This window comes from Sporosarcina sp. CAU 1771, from assembly GCF_054482775.1.
The window spans coordinates 488369-507434 of record NZ_JBTLRN010000001.1; the positions used below are offsets into that span (position 1 = coordinate 488369).

16 protein-coding genes are annotated in these 19066 nt (G+C 39.5%); all 16 read left to right on the top strand.

The annotated features are described in order from the left end of the window. Position 1 precedes the first annotated feature (1 nt). The 16 genes from ACXYMX_RS02455 to ACXYMX_RS02530 all read left to right on the top strand — a co-directional run bounded on the left by ACXYMX_RS02455 (position 2) and on the right by ACXYMX_RS02530 (position 19012). Entirely contained in the window at positions 2-949 is a 948-nt protein-coding gene (locus ACXYMX_RS02455) for a bifunctional riboflavin kinase/FAD synthetase (protein WP_459042624.1), read from the top strand. Between the two features lie 128 nt (positions 950-1077). Beyond that, a complete protein-coding gene (rpsO, locus tag ACXYMX_RS02460) occupies positions 1078-1347 on the top strand; it encodes a 30S ribosomal protein S15 (RefSeq protein WP_459042625.1) in 270 nt (89 codons plus the stop codon). Positions 1348-1591: 244 nt separating this feature from the next. Continuing rightward, the gene (gene pnp / locus ACXYMX_RS02465) at positions 1592-3712 is read left to right on the top strand and encodes a polyribonucleotide nucleotidyltransferase (protein ID WP_459042626.1); all 2121 of its coding nucleotides are present in this window, start codon (positions 1592-1594) and stop codon (positions 3710-3712) included. A gap of 120 nt (positions 3713-3832) precedes the next feature. Next, the gene (locus tag ACXYMX_RS02470) at positions 3833-5050 is read left to right on the top strand and encodes a M16 family metallopeptidase (protein WP_459042627.1); all 1218 of its coding nucleotides are present in this window, start codon (positions 3833-3835) and stop codon (positions 5048-5050) included. A gap of 84 nt (positions 5051-5134) precedes the next feature. Further along, the gene (locus ACXYMX_RS02475) at positions 5135-5416 is read left to right on the top strand and encodes a YlmC/YmxH family sporulation protein (protein ID WP_459042628.1); all 282 of its coding nucleotides are present in this window, start codon (positions 5135-5137) and stop codon (positions 5414-5416) included. Further along, the gene (locus ACXYMX_RS02480; RefSeq protein ID WP_459042629.1) at positions 5406-6179 is read left to right on the top strand and encodes a hypothetical protein; all 774 of its coding nucleotides are present in this window, start codon (positions 5406-5408) and stop codon (positions 6177-6179) included. The genes ACXYMX_RS02475 and ACXYMX_RS02480 overlap by 11 nt, the downstream gene beginning before the upstream one ends. Before the next feature lie 12 nt (positions 6180-6191). Next, on the top strand, positions 6192-6782 hold the full coding sequence (locus tag ACXYMX_RS02485; protein ID WP_459042630.1) for a dipicolinate synthase subunit B: 591 nt from the start codon (positions 6192-6194) through the stop codon (positions 6780-6782). A gap of 79 nt (positions 6783-6861) precedes the next feature. Next, positions 6862-7887, top strand: coding sequence for an aspartate-semialdehyde dehydrogenase (locus ACXYMX_RS02490; RefSeq protein WP_459042631.1), 1026 nt, complete (start codon positions 6862-6864; stop codon positions 7885-7887). A gap of 108 nt (positions 7888-7995) precedes the next feature. Beyond that, the gene (dapA, locus tag ACXYMX_RS02495; protein WP_459042632.1) at positions 7996-8886 is read left to right on the top strand and encodes a 4-hydroxy-tetrahydrodipicolinate synthase; all 891 of its coding nucleotides are present in this window, start codon (positions 7996-7998) and stop codon (positions 8884-8886) included. A gap of 129 nt (positions 8887-9015) precedes the next feature. Next, complete coding sequence (locus ACXYMX_RS02500; protein ID WP_459042633.1) at positions 9016-10683, top strand: ribonuclease J; 1668 nt, start codon at positions 9016-9018, stop codon at positions 10681-10683. Positions 10684-10953: 270 nt separating this feature from the next. Further along, positions 10954-13269 carry a DNA translocase FtsK gene (locus ACXYMX_RS02505; protein WP_459042634.1) on the top strand — a complete coding sequence of 772 codons (2316 nt, stop codon included), beginning with the start codon at positions 10954-10956 and terminating at the stop codon, positions 13267-13269. A 155-nt stretch (positions 13270-13424) separates the two neighbouring features. Then, positions 13425-14153, top strand: coding sequence for a GntR family transcriptional regulator (locus tag ACXYMX_RS02510; protein WP_459042635.1), 729 nt, complete (start codon positions 13425-13427; stop codon positions 14151-14153). A 50-nt stretch (positions 14154-14203) separates the two neighbouring features. Beyond that, positions 14204-15283 (top strand): BMP family lipoprotein, encoded by a 1080-nt coding sequence (locus ACXYMX_RS02515; protein WP_459042636.1) that lies wholly within the window; start codon positions 14204-14206, stop codon positions 15281-15283. 163 nt (positions 15284-15446) lie between these two features. After that, positions 15447-17018: an ABC transporter ATP-binding protein gene (locus ACXYMX_RS02520; protein WP_459042637.1), complete on the top strand. Its 1572-nt coding sequence runs from the start codon at positions 15447-15449 to the stop codon at positions 17016-17018. Beyond that, positions 17008-18051 (top strand): ABC transporter permease, encoded by a 1044-nt coding sequence (locus tag ACXYMX_RS02525; RefSeq protein WP_459042638.1) that lies wholly within the window; start codon positions 17008-17010, stop codon positions 18049-18051. The genes ACXYMX_RS02520 and ACXYMX_RS02525 overlap by 11 nt, the downstream gene beginning before the upstream one ends. A gap of 1 nt (position 18052) precedes the next feature. After that, the gene (locus ACXYMX_RS02530) at positions 18053-19012 is read left to right on the top strand and encodes an ABC transporter permease (protein WP_459042639.1); all 960 of its coding nucleotides are present in this window, start codon (positions 18053-18055) and stop codon (positions 19010-19012) included. The last annotated feature ends 54 nt before the right edge of the window (positions 19013-19066 follow it).

Consider the following 19066-nt stretch of genomic DNA (forward strand, 5'->3'; position numbering starts at 1 on the left):
GGTGGATATTTTCAGATTAAACTTTCCGGAAAACGTTGCTATCGAAACGACTAAGGAATATTCGTTAGCAATCGGTTTTTTCGATGGTTTACATAAAGGGCATCAAGCAGTCATATCTACAGCGAAAAGGAAAGCAGATGAACTTGGTATCTCTTCAGCAGTGATGACATTTGATCCGCATCCATCACATCTTTTTGCAGAAGGTAAAAACAAGGTGGGATATATTACGCAATATCCTGAAAAAGTAAGACTTCTTGAATCAATGGGGATTGATGCTTTATTCATCGTCTCGTTTGATTGGTCCCTCGCCGCACTTAGCCCGCATCAATTTATTGAAACCTTTATTAAAGGACTTCATGTGAAGCACGTTACAGCAGGATTCGATTTCACATTTGGTTCTAAAGGAACGGGAACGATGGAAGATATGGATTCATTGTCTGATGGCTTATATGGAACAACGGTCGTTGGTAAAGTGACAGAAACAGATGAAAAAATTTCTTCAACGCGCATTCGAGAACTCCTTTCAGAAGGGAATGTGGAAGAAACGGCCGTATTGCTTTCGAGACCATTTCGAACAATAGGAGTCGTTGTACACGGTGAGAAAAGAGGAAGATTGTTAGGTTTTCCAACAGCGAACGTTCAGCCAGATGACAATACGATATTGCCAGCCAACGGTGTGTATGCCGTTCGTTTCACTGTGGATAATGTAACGTATGACGGGGTATGTAGCGTCGGTGTCAAGCCTACTTTTCATGAATTAGGAAAAATCGCGCCCATTGTTGAGGTGTTTATTTTAGATTTCGATGAAGAAATTTATGGAAAACACGTTGAAGTTGATTGGGTGCAACATATTCGAAAAGAGTTGAAATTTGATTCAGTAGATGGACTAATTATACAGATGAAAAAGGATACAGAACGAGCCAAAGAAATACTGAGTGGGAACAACTGATTGTTGCATTTAAAGAACTTAAATGATAATATTGAAATGTGTAGAAGTACACGAACCATTCCTTGGCATGGCGAATCACCAACGTTTGCTAGGGAGCTGGGGATATTTATTATTAGGAGGTGAATAGGATGGCTATTACACAAGAACGTAAACATGAATTGATTGCAGAATATAAAATTCATGAAAAAGATACTGGATCAGCAGATATCCAGGTCGCTATCCTTACTGAAGAGATCAACAACCTGAACGGACATTTATCGACTCATAAGAAGGACCACCACTCACGTCGTGGACTTTTGAAAATGATCGGTACACGCCGTAGACTTCTTAAGTACTTGCGTGAAAACGAAGTTCAGCGTTACCGTGATCTTATTGCTAAACTCGGCCTACGCCGTTAATAAGATGACTTTAGAAAGCGGGCCTTGCCCGCTTTTTCTTTTTGTAAAGAAGATTTAAGTGCTTTGCTTACTGTGATGAAAGTAGAAGTATACAAAGATAGATTGCGTATTTTCTAAGCTTTACTCAGTTCGCTTATGCTTTTATAAATTGAAATACTTAGCATCAAGGTGCTATATTTGATACACTACTACTAATACATACAACGTATACAGTCCAGGCTGGAATATGGAAAGGGGTTCAATAATGACAGAACAAAAAAAGGTTTTTACAATCGATTGGGCAGGTAGAAAATTGACGGTAGAAACAGGTCAACTTGCGAAGCAAGCAAATGGAGCTGTGCTCGTTCGCTACGGCGATACTACAGTGCTATCAACTGCAACGACTTCACCGAATACAAGAGGTCTTGATTTTTTCCCGTTAACGGTAAATTATGAAGAGCGTATGTATGCAGTAGGGAAAATCCCAGGTGGTTTCCTTAAGCGTGAGGGACGTCCATCAGACAAGGCTGTACTTACAAGTCGTCTAATTGACCGTCCAATTCGTCCGTTATTCGCCGATGGTTTCCGTAATGATGTACAAGTTATTTCACTTGTTATGTCAGTCGATCAAAATGCTTCATCTGAAATGGCAGCAATGCTAGGTTCTTCCTTGGCATTGTCAGTTTCTGATATTCCTTTTGACGGACCTATTGCCGGCGTTCAAGTTGGCCGAATCGATGGAGAGTTCTTAATTAATCCGACACCTGATCAGCTTGAAAAAAGTGATTTAGATCTAATTGTTGCTGGAACAAAAGATGCCATTAATATGGTTGAAGCCGGTGCTGAAGAAGTAACTGAAGATGTTATTCTTGAAGCAATTATGTTTGGTCACAACGAAATCATTCGATTAGTTGAGTTCCAAGAGAAAATAATTGCTGAGGTCGGCAAAGAGAAGCTAGAAATCGCTCTTTTCGAATTAGATGCAGACCTTACTACTGAAATTAAAGAGAAGTCTGAAGCGAAGCTGATTGCAGCAATTCAAACGCATGAAAAACAAGCGCGTGCTGAAGCAATCGACACTGTGAAAAAAGAAGTTATCGAGCATTATACTGAACTTGAAGCTGATGTAGCAACAATGAAGCAAGTAAAAGGAATTCTTGATACAATTGTCAAAGACGAGGTTCGTCGTTTAATTACAGATGAAAAAATTCGTCCTGATGGTAGGGGTCTAGATGAAATTCGTCCACTCGCTTCAGAAGTTGGCCTTTTACCTCGTACGCATGGTTCAGGACTCTTTACACGTGGGCAAACTCAAGCGCTTAGCGTTTGTACACTTGGCGCACTAGGTGAAGTTCAGATCATTGACGGACTTGGCCTGGAAGAGTCAAAACGCTTTATGCATCATTACAATTTCCCTAACTTTAGTGTTGGAGAAACAGGTCCAATTCGTGGACCAGGTCGCCGTGAAATTGGTCACGGTGCTCTTGGAGAAAGAGCTCTTATAGGCGTTCTTCCAGACGAAAAAGAATTTCCATATACAATCCGTCTAGTTGCAGAAGTGCTTGAGTCAAACGGCTCATCTTCACAAGCATCGATTTGTGCTTCAACAATGGCAATGATGGATGCGGGTGTTCCACTTAAAGCGCCTGTAGCTGGAATTGCAATGGGTCTTGTGAAAAAAGGCGAAAACTATTCCGTTCTTTCGGATATTCAGGGAATGGAAGATTTCCTTGGAGATATGGACTTTAAAGTAGCTGGTACAGAAAAAGGAATTACGGCACTTCAAATGGACATTAAAATTGACGGATTGTCTCGTCAAATTTTAGAAGAGTCATTAACGCAAGCAAAAATTGGTCGTTTGCATATTCTTGAGCATATGAACTCGGCAATTGGTGTACCGCGTGAAGAGTTGTCTGCTTATGCTCCGAAAATCATCATGATTAAAATCAACCCAGACAAAATTCGCGATGTAATCGGACCTGGCGGTAAAGTAATTAACAAAATCATTGAAGAGACAAATGTAAAAATTGATACTGCACAAGATGGTACAATTTACATTTCTTCACCTGATAATGAAATGAATGCGAAAGCTAAGAAAATGATTGAAAACATCGTTCGCGAAGCAAAAGTTGGCGAATATTACATGGCAAAAGTGAAACGCGTTGAAAAGTTTGGCGCATTCCTCGAGTTATTCCCAGGTAAAGATGGTCTTCTTCATATTTCTGAAATTGCAGAAGAGCGTACAAAAGCTGTTGAAGATGTTCTGAAACTAGACGATGAAATGTTCGTTAAAGTAATTGAAATCGACAATCAAGGTCGTGTAAATCTATCAAGAAAAGTTGTACTTCTTGAAGAGAAAAAAGCAGCTGAAACAGAAGGTAAATAACCAATTAAAAGTAGTTAATTCGTTCAACTTAGGATACTAAGAAAAAAACAAATCAGCCCCTTCTCCCTCTGTGGAAAGGTGGCTTTTTGTAATTTTATTCGTAAAAAGGGGTAGCAACTGATGATCAATACAAAAGTTTGTGAAAATGGAGTTCGAATTGTTTTTGAAAAAATGCCGTACGTTCGCTCTGTGGCAATTGGAGTATGGGTAGAGGCTGGTTCGGCGGACGAGGATCCAACGGAAAGAGGGTTGGCTCATTTTATTGAACATATGCTATTTAAAGGGACTGCTTCGAGAAGCGCTCGAATGATCGCTGAGGAGTTCGATCGAATTGGTGGGGACATAAATGCATTCACATCAAAAGAGACGACGTGCTTCTTTGCTACCGTGTTAAATAACCACTCAGAGCAAGCTCTTACAATTTTAGCGGATATGTTTTTCAACTCTACTTTTGATGAAAAAGAAATAGAGAAGGAGAAATCGGTTGTGCTCGATGAAATAGCTTCTGTCGAAGATACCCCCGATGACGATGTACAAGAAAGACTTTGGACATTGATGTACCCGAAGGATTCAATTGGTCAACCTGTTCTTGGAAGGGAAGAGACCATTACAACTTTTAATAAAGATATGATTCGTGCATTTATGAAACGTTTATATAGACCAGAAAATACAGTGATTTCAATCTCTGGAAATTTTGATGATGCCATGATTACTAAAATTGAAGAGGAGTTTGGTTCATTCCAAACAATGAAACTTGAACGTGAAAAGTTAGCAATCCCACAATTTCAACATGGTGTTACTGTAAAAGAAAAAGACATCGAACAAGCTCATTTATGCATTGGGTTTGAAGGGATTCCTCTAGGGAATCAGCATTTATATGAGTTGGCTATATTGGACAGCATTGTAGGCGGTTCGATGTCTTCTCGCTTATTCCAGGAAATTAGAGAAGAGCGGGGAATTGCATACTCAATTTATTCCTATTATTCATCGTATAAAAGCGTAGGTTCGTTTGTTATATACGGAGGAACTGCACCTGAAAATACGGAAGAATTATCGAAGGCGATTGACCAAATAATTGAAGCGATAAGTAAAGATGGGGTAACGGAAAATGAAGTATTTAATGCAAAGGAACAGTTAAAAGGTGGATTTTTACTAGGCCTCGAGAGTTCGGAATCAAGAATGCATCGAAACGGAAGCAATGAAATTACATTGAAGAAGCACCGTCCAATCGATCACATAGTATCATTAATCGATCAGGTGGAAACCGATAATGTCAATCGGTTAGCGTCTAGAATATTTGCTAGTAAACGGGCTGTATCTATAATTACACCAGCTTAATAACCAAAGTTCAACATCTAATTGAATTTGAAGTCAGTTTCCCGGTCTCCATTCATATAATGGGTGATAAGAGTGGAAAGGGGAATGACAATGCTACTTTCAGAACTTGCACAGAAAGAGTTGATTCAAGTAGAAGATGGAATTCGGTACGGGTTACTGGCGGATACAGATCTAATTTTCAATGGAAAAACAGGAGACATTATTGGATTTGAAATAAAAAAGAAGTTTGGTCGATTTTCATTTAAAAGTCGACCTGAGCAAGACTTGGAATTTATTCCGTGGTCAGAAATCGTGTTAATTGGTGAACATCGGATTTTATTTACGAAAGCTGGTTCCATGAGCGAGGTTGATATTGATGAACGATAATCGATGGCTTTTCGTTGGGACGGATAAACGGATATCTAAAAGTAGTCAACTAATGGCGAATCGTGGATATGAATGTGTATATTTGGCGACGGATTCATTCACAGAAGAATTACGGGGAATGATTTTAAAGTTTAGACCAGGTCATATAGTTTTCTCAATTCATGAGTTCGGCGGGAAATTTCCTGTGGATATATTGGATGAAGGTACGCGATTGTACGCAGGAGTTGCATCTAAGGAGTGGATTGAACCATTTGCAAAAGCAGGAATTGAAGTTCAGCATTATCTTCATGATGAACAGTTCATTTGGCGTAATGCTTGGCTCACAGCCGAAGGATTCCTTTTAGAGTATTACTTGAATACAGGACGTATTGTTTCTGGTGAACATTTTTATGTCTCAGGATTTGGAAAAGTAGGGAAGATGGTAGCGCACGCTTTAAAGGCACTTAACGCAAAGGTGACGGTAATCGCCCGTTCCGATCAACAACTGGGAGAAGCTACTGCAATGGGGTATGGTACAAAACGTATGACCACCAAACTAGAATTGAAACATGGGCTACTCGTTAATACGATTCCTGCACGTTGGTATTCTTTCGAAAATGATACAAAACGAGACATCTTCGATTTGGCTTCTGCGCCTGGATGCCTAGCGTCGATCTCCGTACCGGAATACTATAGAATACTACCCGGACTCCCGGGAAAACATTTTCCGGTTGATGCTGCAGAAGCTTTAGCGGATGCGGTTGAGCGGATCTATCGAAGATGAAAGGGGAAATACATGCTACAAGGAAAACGAATAGGTCTCGGTATTACGGCCTCACATTGTACCTATGAGGAAATTATGCCAGTCATTGACTCGTTAAAAAAAGCTGGAGCGACCGTTGTTCCAGTTATTACGCATTCAGTTTTAACTGCTGCAACGCGATTTGGGACAGGAGAGGAATGGATTCGTCGAATTGAAGAGGCCACTGGGGAGAAAGTGATTTCAACAATTGTTGGTGCAGAGCCATTTGGTCCTCAAACACCCGTAGATTGTATGATAATCGCCCCAATGACAGGAAATTCAATTAGTCGATTTGCAAACGCTGCTACTGATTCTCCCGTATTGATGGGTGCCAAGGCGACACTTCGAAATGGAAATCCAGTTCTTCTGGGGATTTCGACAAATGATGCACTTGGTTTGAATGGGGTTAACATTATGAAGCTGTTAAATATGAAAAATGTTTATTTTATTCCATTCGGTCAAGACGATCCACATAAAAAACCAAATTCACTTATTTCTGATTTCACATTAATGGTTCCGGCCGTAGCTGCAGCGATAAATAAACAGCAACTTCAACCACTTTTGATTATTCACACAAAAAAGTAACCTTTCAGACACTCTAGGTGTAGCAATATGATATAATGACCCCATACTACTACTTTTTTACGCTGAAAGGGAGATTCATATGACTACTGTAAATGTTGCAATCGTCGGTGCGACTGGTGCCGTTGGTACAAAAATTCTTGAGAAATTGCTAGAGCGAAAGTTTCCAGCAAGCTCAATTAAGTTACTTGCTTCAAAAAGATCGGCAGGTAAAGAAATTTCTGCAGGTGGACAAAAATTCATCGTAGAAGAAACAACTGCCGAATCTTTTGATGGAATAAATATTGCCTTTTTCAGCGCAGGTGGAAATATCTCGACAATGTTCGCAAATGAAGCAGTTGCAAGAGGCGCAGTCGTGATAGATAATACGAGTGCATTCCGTATGATTGAAGGCATACCGTTAGTTGTTCCGGAAGTGAATAAGGATGCGATGGATAGCCATAAAGGAATTATTGCAAATCCAAACTGTTCAACAATTCAAATGGTTACAGCATTAGAACCGATAAAAGATAAGTTAGGATTAAAACGAATTATCGTTTCGACGTACCAAGCTGTTTCAGGAGCAGGTGCCGATGCAATCGATGAATTAGAAAACCAAAGCAATCAATTTGAAACCCGTGCAACGAACGATGCTGCTTTATTGCCGACGGGTGCAGGGGAACGGTTTTATCCAATCGCATTTAACGTTATCCCACAAATTGACGCATTCGATGCATCAGGATATACCCTTGAAGAATTAAAGATGATCAATGAAACAAAGAAAATCTTTGGTGATGATAAATTGCAGGTTTCAGCAACATGTGTTCGAATTCCAGTTGTATCTGGTCACTCTGAATCGATTTATTTCGAAGTTGATCAAGAAGGCACTACAGTTGAAGAGCTAAAAGAATTAATGAGGAATGCGCCAGGAGTTGTACTTCAAGATGACCCGTCACAGCAATCCTACCCTATGCCAGTATTTGCTGAGGGACTTGAAGATGTATTCGTTGGACGTATACGAAAAGATCCGGATCACCCAACAGGATTCCATATGTGGGTTGTAACGGATAACTTATTAAAAGGTGCAGCGTTGAATTCAGTGCAAATTGCAGAGTGTTTAATTAAGTAACATCATGAAGCCTTCAAGATTCTTGCCAATCTTGTGTAAACCATCTAAATTTACTATGAATACAAATCACGAAATAGGTGATTGATCTTATAAAAAGGACTGATTTGAATGGAACTCGGACGCGTATCTACGGCGATGGTAACCCCATTTTCAACAACGGGAGCTATCGATTATGATAAAACAGAAAAATTAATCGAATATTTAATTGCAAATGGGACGGATTCGTTAATTGTTAGTGGAACAACAGGAGAATCGCCAACGTTGACTGCAGAAGAGACCAAGCCACTACTTGCTTTTACAGTTGAGCAAGTGAATAAGCGAATTCCGGTAATCGCTGGAACAGGAACCAACTCAACGGCAGAATCCGTTTTGATTACTAAATCAGCAATTGACGTAGGGGTTGATGGGATTATGCTAGTCACTCCTTATTACAATAAACCGGATCAAAAGGGCATGTATGCACATTTTTCTCATATTGCTGCAGAAACTTCATTGCCTGTTCTTTTGTATAATATTCCAGGTCGCTCAGTCGTTAACATGCTTCCTGAAACAATTATTGAGTTATCCAAAATTAAAAATATTCGTGGCGTGAAAGAAGCAAGCGGAAGTTTAGATCAAATGGCGGATATCATTTCGGGGACAGATGCTAATTTTTCAGTCTATAGTGGCGATGATGGATTGACGTTACCTTTACTTTCAATTGGCGGAAAAGGTATCGTTTCGGTCGCTGCACATATAGTTGGTAATGATATGCAGAAAATGATTGCAGCTTTTGAGGCGGGTAAAACTGTTGAAGCAGCAGCTATGCATAGAACGTTATTACCGTTATTTAAGGCATTGTTTGCAGCGCCGAATCCTGTACCACTCAAATATGCATTGAAAAAGTTAGGTGTAGATACAGGTGGCGTTCGACTACCTTTAGTTGCCTATGAGGATCAGAATTTAGCTTTCGATGAAGTATGGAAAACATACGAAGAAAACCGTCACGTTTTTGGATGATAAAAGCCGGGATTCATTCCCGGCTTTTTTTGTTGAGGCTTTTGCATTATTAATGTTTGTATAGGAAGGTTTTGTCCCGTATAATAAAACTAGGTTTATGATCGGGAATTAGAAATAGGAGGAAATCGTGTGTCAAAAATAAAAAATGAATTAATTCGTATTATTCCACTAGGTGGAGTTGGGGAAATCGGTAAGGCAATGTATGTTGTCGAAATCGATGAAGAGCTATTTATTGTAGATAGTGGTCTTATGTTCCCGGAAGGAGAAATGCTTGGAATCGATATTGTTATTCCAGACATTACTTATATTGAAGAAAATAAAGAGCGTGTGAAAGGGATTTTCCTTACGCATGGTCACGAAGATGCAATTGGGTCAATTGCTTACTTGCTTCAAAAAGTACAAGCTCCAATCTATGCATCTAAATTGACAATTGCATTAGCTAAAGAACATTTAAAAGAAATGCCATCACCAAATCCAGTGAAGTTTTTCGAAGTAACGAATAAGAGTCGGATGAACTTTGATCGTACACATGTAACGTTTTTCAATACGACACATAGTATACCGGATGCACTTGGAATTGTTTTTCACACGAGTGAAGGGGCAATTGTTCATACGGGAGAATTTAAATTTGACCAAGCAGCGAAGGGCAAATATCGTCCGGATATTGGAAAAATGGCTACACTCGGTGAGAAGGGTGTATTTATTCTTATGTCCGATTCGTCTGAAGCGGAGCGACCTGGATATACGACTTCAGAGTCAGTTGTTGAAACTCATTTATCAAAAACATTCCACAAAGCAGAAGGAAGAATACTCGTCGCATTGTATGCTTCGAACTTCATCCGAATCCAACAGGTATTTGACAGAGCGGCTGAGTCAGGGAAAAAAGTTGCGGTTGTTGGTAAAAGTTTAGAAAGTTATTTCGAAGTAGGAATGAAGCTGGGCTACTTGATGATTGAAGAAGATATAGTCATTCCTGTTCAAGATTTGGATAAATACGATGACGATAAAGTTGTAATTATTGTTACGGGTAACAAAGGCGAACCGCTTGATGCACTTGCGAAAATTGTCCGTAAACAACATAAAGACATTCGAATTAAAGATACAGATACGGTTCTTATTACATTTACACCTTCACCGGGCATGGAAGTATCTATGTACCAAATGATGAACGAACTTGCGAAGGCAGGAGCATCGGTCCTTACTTCAAGCAGAAATGTTCACGTTTCGGGTCATGGGAGTCAAGAAGACTTGAAACTAATGCTAAACTTAATGCAACCGAAGTATTTTATTCCTATTCAAGGTGAATATCGTATGTTAATGGCTCACTCCAAACTCGCTCAAGAGACGGGGATACCTAAAACGCGTGTGTTTATTGCGGATAAGGGAGACATTGTAGAATATAATAAAGACAAAATGCGGATGAGTGGTCGAGTCCAAGCAGGTAATGTCCTTATTGATGGAATTGGTGTAGGCGATGTTGGAAATATTGTACTAAGAGATCGAAAATTATTATCACAGGATGGTATTTTCACAGTAGTAGTTACATTAAATCGAAAGCAGAAACGTATTGCTTCCGGCCCAGAAATAGTTTCTCGTGGATTTGTTTATGTACGGGAGTCAGAAGAGCTTCTAGAAGAAGCCAAAAACCTCATTACGAAAATTGTCGAGAAGCATGTGAATAAAAAGTCGTTCGATTGGACAAACATAAAGCAAGAGATTCGTGATACACTCAGTTCATATTTGTATCAACAAACGAAAAGAAGACCTATGATTATCCCAATTATTATGGAATATTGATAACGAAACACGCTTCGACGTGTTTTAGGGACCAATTTTAAATTGAGTTTAAGCTGGAAAGCAGGTCAGTTAGTGAAGAGAGATTGAACTTCAGCCCGCTTTATTTTGTAGGACGCGGTGTTTTAGGCGAACTTCCTTCTCTGACGCTGCAAAAATGTGACATCCGCCGGAGGCTTTAACTTTGGCTACATGAAGTTAATAGGGTTTCCTAGCCGTCTGTACGGTAAGGAAGCCCTTTTTAAATTTATTCAGAAAAGGAGGACTAGCAAGTTGGCGAAAAAGAAGTCAAAGCAAAATAGAAAATCCAATGCAAGCAAAAAAAAGAAGCCTGGAATGAATCCTTTATTGTATGAAGTGATTGGTTTAATGATGATTGGCTTATCGATAATTATTATTTTTGAATTTGGACCCGTAGGTAGAGGGCTCGCCTCATTCTCTATGTTGATTTTTGGGAACTGGCATAGCGCGGTTCCACTACTTTTAATTGTTCAAGCACTTATTTTTATGATACGTAGAAAGTTAGGTGGCTGGAAAAATAGAATTATTGGGGGAAGTTTATTTATTCTCGCGAGTCTACTTTTATTTAGCCACGTTTATTTATTTAAGGAGTTATATGCAAGTCGAATTCTGCTGACGGATTCTGTCTTAAAAGAGACATGGAAAGTCCTTATTTCAAATGATGGCATATCTTCTAGAAGTGGTGCACTAGGAGGGGGCATGCTTGGAGCATTTCTATTTGCAATGTTTCATTCCTTATTTGATTCGGCTGGAGCAACAGTAGCAGGGGTACTTCTACTATTGGTAGGTATTGTGTTATTAACTGGGAAAGCAATTGTTCCTTATGTTGCAGAAAAGTTTCCCGCTTTTATTGAAGGTATAAAGAAACGCTCTGAAGAGAAATCAAAGACTAAGAAGAAAGCTGTAAAAGAGACTCCAAAAACTCGGGCTAAGAAAACGGAGACTGACCTATCGTCTTCTCAAGAGGAGCAAGTAGAAGCGCCAGTCGAAGTTGTTGAAATACTCTCTGAACCGATTATTTCTGCATTCAGTGAGCGAATCGAAAGGAAGGTAGTAGAAGAACCTTCTGCTGAAGAGGAAGTAGTTGAAACGATAGAAATTGCAAATTACACAGGGGTGACTGGAGAAGAAGAAAATGAATCCTATATTTTACCGCCACCTTCTTTATTAAAAGATTCACCTGTAAGCGACCAATCGGAAGAATATAATTCAATTCAAGCGAATGCAAAAAAGTTAGAACAAACTTTCTTGAGCTTTGGAGTGAAGGTTCGTATTACTCAAGTGCATTTGGGACCAGCAGTAACAAAGTATGAAGTGTTACCAGATACGGGAGTGAAGGTTAGTCGAATTGTTAGCTTATCGGATGATATCGCGCTCGCTCTTGCTGCAAGCGATATTCGAATAGAAGCACCCATTCCTGGAAAGTCGGCTGTCGGGATAGAGATTCCGAATAGCGCAATTGCTATTGTAAGTCTAAGAGAAGTAATAGAGGCAAAAGAGAATGATCGTCCGGATTCGAAGTTGATGATTTCTCTTGGCCGGGATGTGACAGGACAAGCCATACTTACAGAGTTGAATAAAATGCCTCACGTACTTATTGCCGGTTCTACGGGTAGTGGTAAAAGTGTTTGTATAAATGGCATTATTATAAGCATCCTAATGCGTGCAAAACCTCATGAAGTAAAAATGATGATGATCGATCCTAAAATGGTTGAACTCAATGTGTATAACGGTGTGCCTCACTTACTTGCACCAGTCGTGACGGACCCTAGAAAGGCGTCACAAGCTCTTAAAAAGGTTGTATCTGAAATGGAAAGGCGTTATGAACTCTTTGCACATACGGGTACACGAAATATAGAAGGATATAACGGTCATATCGATATTTGGAATGATGAAAATGAAGAGAAGCATCCACGTATGCCATACATTGTAGTGATTGTAGATGAGTTAGCAGACTTAATGATGGTAGCCTCGAGCGATGTAGAAGATTCAATTACACGACTTGCGCAAATGGCCCGTGCGGCTGGAATACATTTAATTATTGCTACACAACGTCCGAGTGTGGATGTTATTACCGGAATTATTAAAGCGAACATTCCATCTCGTATTGCGTTTGCAGTTTCATCGGCAATAGATTCAAGAACAATCTTAGACAGTGGTGGTGCAGAAAAGCTGTTAGGTAGAGGGGACATGTTGTTTCTACCAGCTGGTGTATCTAAGCCGGTGCGCATTCAAGGTGCTTACGTGTCAGATAGTGAAGTAGAAGCAATTGTAGATTTTGTGATTGAACAACAAAAAGCGCAATATCAAGAAGAAATGATTCCTACTGAAATCGAGGAAGTAGCTCCACACGAAGAAACAGATGAATTGTATGACCAAGCTGTGCAACTAGTTACGGAATTACAGACAGCTTCGGTTTCTATGTTGCAACGCCGTTTCAGAGTTGGATACTCGCGAGCTGCAAGAATTGTTGATCAGATGGAGCTTCGCGGGGTAGTGGGGCCTTCTGAAGGGAGTAAGCCACGCCAAGTCCTTATTAGCAAAAGTGAGGCAGATTTACCTTCATGAGAAAATGTGTATAAGTTCTTACACTTTGATAAAGCTTGAATAAAAGTTTACAAGAAAAGTATTTGATTTACACAAGAAAAGTGATATAGTATGGTTGATTCGTTCGGACGTTTAACATCAGAGGTCAGACCTCGAAGAAGGTGGTGATTGGTGTAATGATGGTGAAATCAGATCAGCGACATCTCTATCTACAAGTAATTGAACGATTAAAAAATGATATTGAGTGCGGAATATTTAAAGAAAATGAACGCTTTCCTTCTGAATTTGAACTTGCTCGAAATTTAGGTGTCAGTCGCGCAACTCTTCGTGAGGCACTTCGATTGTTAGAAGAGGAAAAAGTGATTGTTCGGAAACATGGTGTAGGAACTTTTGTGAATCCAAAACCATTGTTCAGTTCTGGCATAGAGCATTTAACGAGCATTTCAACGATGATACGTAATGGTGGAATGGAACCAGGTACAATTGTCATGGAAATTACAGAAATGAAACCAAACAAGAAGGAAATGGAAAGATTTAATTGTAAAAATGACGATGTGATGGTTACAATAAAGAGAGTTCGAACTGCAGATGGTGAACCAGTTGTTTATTGCATCGATAACGTTCTTTCAAAACATTTACCTGTTGGAACAGAGGAATTATTAAATGTATCTTTGTTTGATGCGATTGAAAAAACAGGTAAGATTCGAATTGAACAAGCAGTCGCAAATATTGAGCCAGTTGGATATGATGAAGAAGCTTCTTCTATATTAAGATGTGGTCTCGACGTACCTCTTCTTGCACTTCTTCAATCTCATTACAGCGCGGAAGGTGAAATGGTTTTGTATTCAAAAAATTATTTCCGGGCTGATAAATTCGATTTCCACGTCGTTCGTAAACGGGTATAAGACGCATTTGCGTCCTACTAATATAGCATTAACAATAGGAGGGTCTCGATTTGAGTAAACGTAGATTTGGGCTAGGATTATCTTTACTACTTGCAGCTGGTACAATACTTGGCGCATGTGGAACAGATAAAGCCAAAGAAGAAGAAGAAACTACAACACCAGCAACTGGTGAAGAAACAGAAGCAGCATTTTCAATTGCAATGGTAACAGATACTGGCGGTGTTGATGATAAGTCATTCAACTCTTCAGCTTGGAAAGGTATCCAAGATTATGGTGAAGCAAACGGCCTTGAAAAAGGAGACGGTGGATTTGATTACTTACAGTCTACTGACGCTTCAGAATATGAAGCGAACTTGAACAGACTAGTTCGTCGTGACTTCGATCTTGTATACGGAATTGGTTTCCTTTTGAAAGATGCAATTGAAACAATTGCACAACAACACCCAGACAAAATGTTTGGACTTGTTGATGAAGAATCTGAAGTTGCAAACGTTGCAAGCATTATGTTTAAAGAGCAAGAAGGTGCATTCCTTGCAGGAGCTGCTGCTGCACTTATGACAAAATCGAATAAAATTGGTTTTGTAGGTGGAATGGACATCCCTGTTATTGAGCGTTTCCACGCTGGCTTTGTTGATGGAGTAGCTGCAGTTAATCCTGATATTGAAGTAGATGTACAATACACAGGTAACTTTGATAAAGCTGAAGATGGTAAAGCTGCTGCAAACCGTATGTATACTTCTGGCGTAGACATTATTTTCCACGCTGCTGGTGGTACGGGTAACGGTGTTTTCTCTGAAGCAAAAGAACGTAAAACTTCAGATCCTGACGCATATGTATGGGTAATCGGAGTTGACTCAGATCAATACGAAGAAGGTAAAGTTGGCGAAGATAACATTACATTAACTTCAATGCTTAAACGTGTTGACTTAGCTGTAATGAAAACTGCTGAACTTGCTGCAAAAGGTGAATTCCCAGGCGGCGAAATTACACGTTACGGTCTAGCTGATGAAGGAATTGCGCTTGCTGATTCACGCGGAGCAATCCCACAAGACGTATTGGACCAAATTGATGTATTCGCAAAAGATATTGCTGAAGGAAATATTGTCGTTTCAGAAGATCCGAAAAAATAAGATTCAAATCCATGAAATTATGAAGGCCGGATTTATTGCGGCCTTCTTACTTTCATTTTAGAGAAGAACTCGAAAGAAATTAATACAAGAAAAGCTTTTAACACCGGAATCTTTTCTTGTATTAATTTGAGCTGTCAAACCCAAATGTGAGGAAGTGAGTCCAGTGGAATACGTCATTGAGATGTTGAATATAAGAAAAGAGTTCGGTAATTTTGTAGCGAATGATGATATTACTTTGCAGTTAGAAAAAGGAGAAATTCACGCACTGTTAGGAGAAAATGGAGCAGGGAAATCGACTTTAATGAACGTTCTTTTCGGTTTGTATAAACCCGACGGTGGTGAAATTCGTGTTCGTGGACAACAAGTCGATATTGCAAATCCAAACGTTGCAAATGACATCGGTATTGGAATGGTTCACCAACACTTTATGCTTGTCGAGAATTTAACCGTCACTGAAAACATTATTTTAGGAAATGAACCAAAGAAAATGGGGACAATTAACATTCGCGATGCAGCAAAAAAGGTTAAGGAAATATCAGAGTTGTATGGTTTAAATGTGGATCCAAATGCAAAAATAGAAGATATTTCAGTTGGAATGCAGCAGCGAGTAGAGATATTGAAAACGCTTTATCGTGGAGCAGAAATCCTGATTTTTGATGAGCCTACAGCTTCATTAACACCACAGGAGATTACCGAGTTGGTTGGAATTATGAAGAAGCTGATTACAGAAGGTAAGTCTATCATTCTCATAACTCATAAACTACAGGAAATAATGGACGTTTCGGATCGCGTTACGATTATCAGAAAAGGCAAAGGGATTGGAACAGTAGTTACAGCTGAAACAAACCCCGAAGAATTAGCAACACTGATGGTTGGTCGCCAAGTAACGTTTAAAACTGAAAAAGGGCCTTCAAATCCAACAACGGATGTCCTGAAAATTGAGGATCTTGTCGTTGACGATTATCGTGGGATTCATAAAGTGAAAGGATTAAATCTTACTGTTCGAAGAGGAGAAATTGTTGGAATTGCTGGGATTGATGGCAACGGCCAATCAGAACTGATTGAAGCAATCACAGGACTCCAAAAAGTAAAAAGCGGTAAAATATTAATTAATTCAGTAGATGTTACAGGAAAGAAACCGCGTGAAATTACAGAAACTGGAATTGGTCATATTCCACAAGATAGACATAAACACGGACTTGTTCTTGATTTTACAGTTGGTTATAATGCTGTTCTTCAAACGTATTATCAAAAACCTATTTCGAAAAAAGGGATAATGAATTATAAATTAGTTTCTGAAAAAGCAAAAGAAATTATTGAAACATATGACGTTCGGACGCAAGGTGAACATGCGCTCGCTCGTTCATTATCAGGAGGGAATCAGCAAAAGCTGATTATCGGTCGAGAAGTTGACCGTGATCCAGATTTACTTATTGCAGCACTTCCAACGAGAGGTTTGGATGTTGGAGCGATTGAATTCATCCATAAAAAATTAATTGAGCAGCGTGACCGAGGCAAAGCAGTGTTATTAATCTCGTTTGAACTTGATGAAGTTATGAATGTTTCGGATCGCATTGCAGTTATTTACGACGGCAAAATTGTTGATACAGTACTACCAGAACAAACAACCGAGCAAGAGCTTGGTTTACTAATGGCTGGGCATTCGAAGTCTGAAATGGTAGTTGTTGGAGACGAGGTTGTTTTGAAAGAAGGTGGCGATACCGATGTCAAATAGGGTTATTAACTTACTGATCCCCGTCATTTCGATTATTTTAGGGTTACTTGTAGGGGCAGTTGTTATGCTTTTAAGTGGTTATGATCCGGTTAAAGGATATATCGCCCTTTGGAACGGAATTTTTGGGGATATTTACGCAATCGGTGAAACGATTCGACAAATTAGCCCATACATATTGGCTGGGCTTGCAGTTGCATTCGCATTTCGTACTGGGTTATTTAATATAGGTGTTGAAGGTCAACTTATTGTTGGATGGTTTGCAGCTGCTTATGTAGGAACTGCTTTCGATCTTCCTGCAATTATTCACTTACCATTTGCACTTATCGCTGCGGCAGTAGCTGGAGCACTTTGGGGATTCATACCTGGCCTTTTAAAGGCAAAACTTCGTGTTCATGAAGTTATTGTAACGATTATGATGAACTATATCGCACTTCATACTGTAAACGCATTAATAAAAGCAGTAACTGGAACTTATAAAACAGATAAGGTTAAAGAAACAGCGTCTTTACGATCTGAGTTTTTATCCAACCTAACAGACTTTTCAACACTTCACTATGGAATTCTTGTTGCTCTGGCAATGGTTGCGGTTATGTGGTTTATTCTTGAAAAGACAAAAACAGGTTACGAGCTTAAATCAGTTGGCTTTAACGATCATGCATCTCAATATGCTGGCATGAACGTAGAAAAGAATATTATACTTTCAATGGTTATTTCAGGGGCGTTTGCTGGACTTGGTGGCGCGATGGAAGCTCTTGGAACTTTCGGGTATATGGCGAATATGGGTGGCTTTACCGGGATTGGCTTTGACGGTATCGCAGTTGCATTACTAGGTGCGAATACACCACTTGGAGTTATCTTTGGTGCTTCGTTGTTTGGTTCATTAAAATACGGTGCAGGAAATATGCCTAACGAAGCTGATATTCCGCTTGAAATTGTCTCGATTATCATTGCGCTTATCATTTTCTTTGTAGCTTCCGGATACATCATTCGTGTAGTTTTAAACCGGTTGAATAAGAATAAGGAGGCGAATTGAATTGGGTTTTCTAGACTTACTTTACTTCATAATTCCAATAACAATTTCATACGCCGCGCCTTTAATTTTTACTGCAATCGGTGGAGTTTTTTCTGAACGTTCCGGTGTTATTAATATCGGTCTTGAAGGACTTATGGTAATGGGTGCTTTTACTGGTATTATGTTTAATTTGTTTTTTGCAGATACATTTGGTGCATGGACACCGTGGGTAGCATTGTTCGTAGCTATGTTAGTGTCAGCTTCATTCTCTATTTTTCATGCTGTCGCATCAATAACATTCCGAGCGGATCAAGTAGTCTCAGGTGTTGCGATTAACATGCTTGGAATTGCAGTTGCATTATTTACGGTGAAAATGGTTTTTGGCAAAGGGCAGACGGATTTTATCCAACGCAGTATTCCGCGCTTTAACGTTCCGTTTTTACAGGACATTCCTATTTTAGGGCCAATGTTTTTCAAAGGAATCTATGGTTCTTCTATTCTAGCGATTGGCGTAGCGATTCTTGCTTGGTTTGTTATTTATAAAATGCCATTTGGACTTCGACTTCGTTCCGTTGGTGAACATCCAATGGCCGCGGATACGATGGGGATAAATGTTACGCGCATTCGTTATGTTGCAGTAATTATTTCAGGTGGACTTGCGGGTATTGGTGGAGCAATTTATTCACAAACAATGACCAATGACTTTGGCCATGCAACGATCAATGGACAAGGCTTCATGGCGCTTGCCGCGATGATATTTGGTAAATGGCATCCTATGGGTGCGATGGGAGCAGCATTGTTCTTCGGATTTGCGCAAGCACTTGCAATAAGTGCTCCGAGCATTTCGTTTTTAGACAATGTTCCGACAGTGTATCTACACATTTTGCCATACGTCTTAACGATTTTAGCGCTTGCAGGATTTATTGGAAGAGCTAAAGCACCAAAAGGACTTGGGCAACCATATATTAAAGGAAACCGGTAAAATTTAAAAAGTTACCTTGAAGTCTATATAAACCAGACTTCAGGTAGCTTTTTT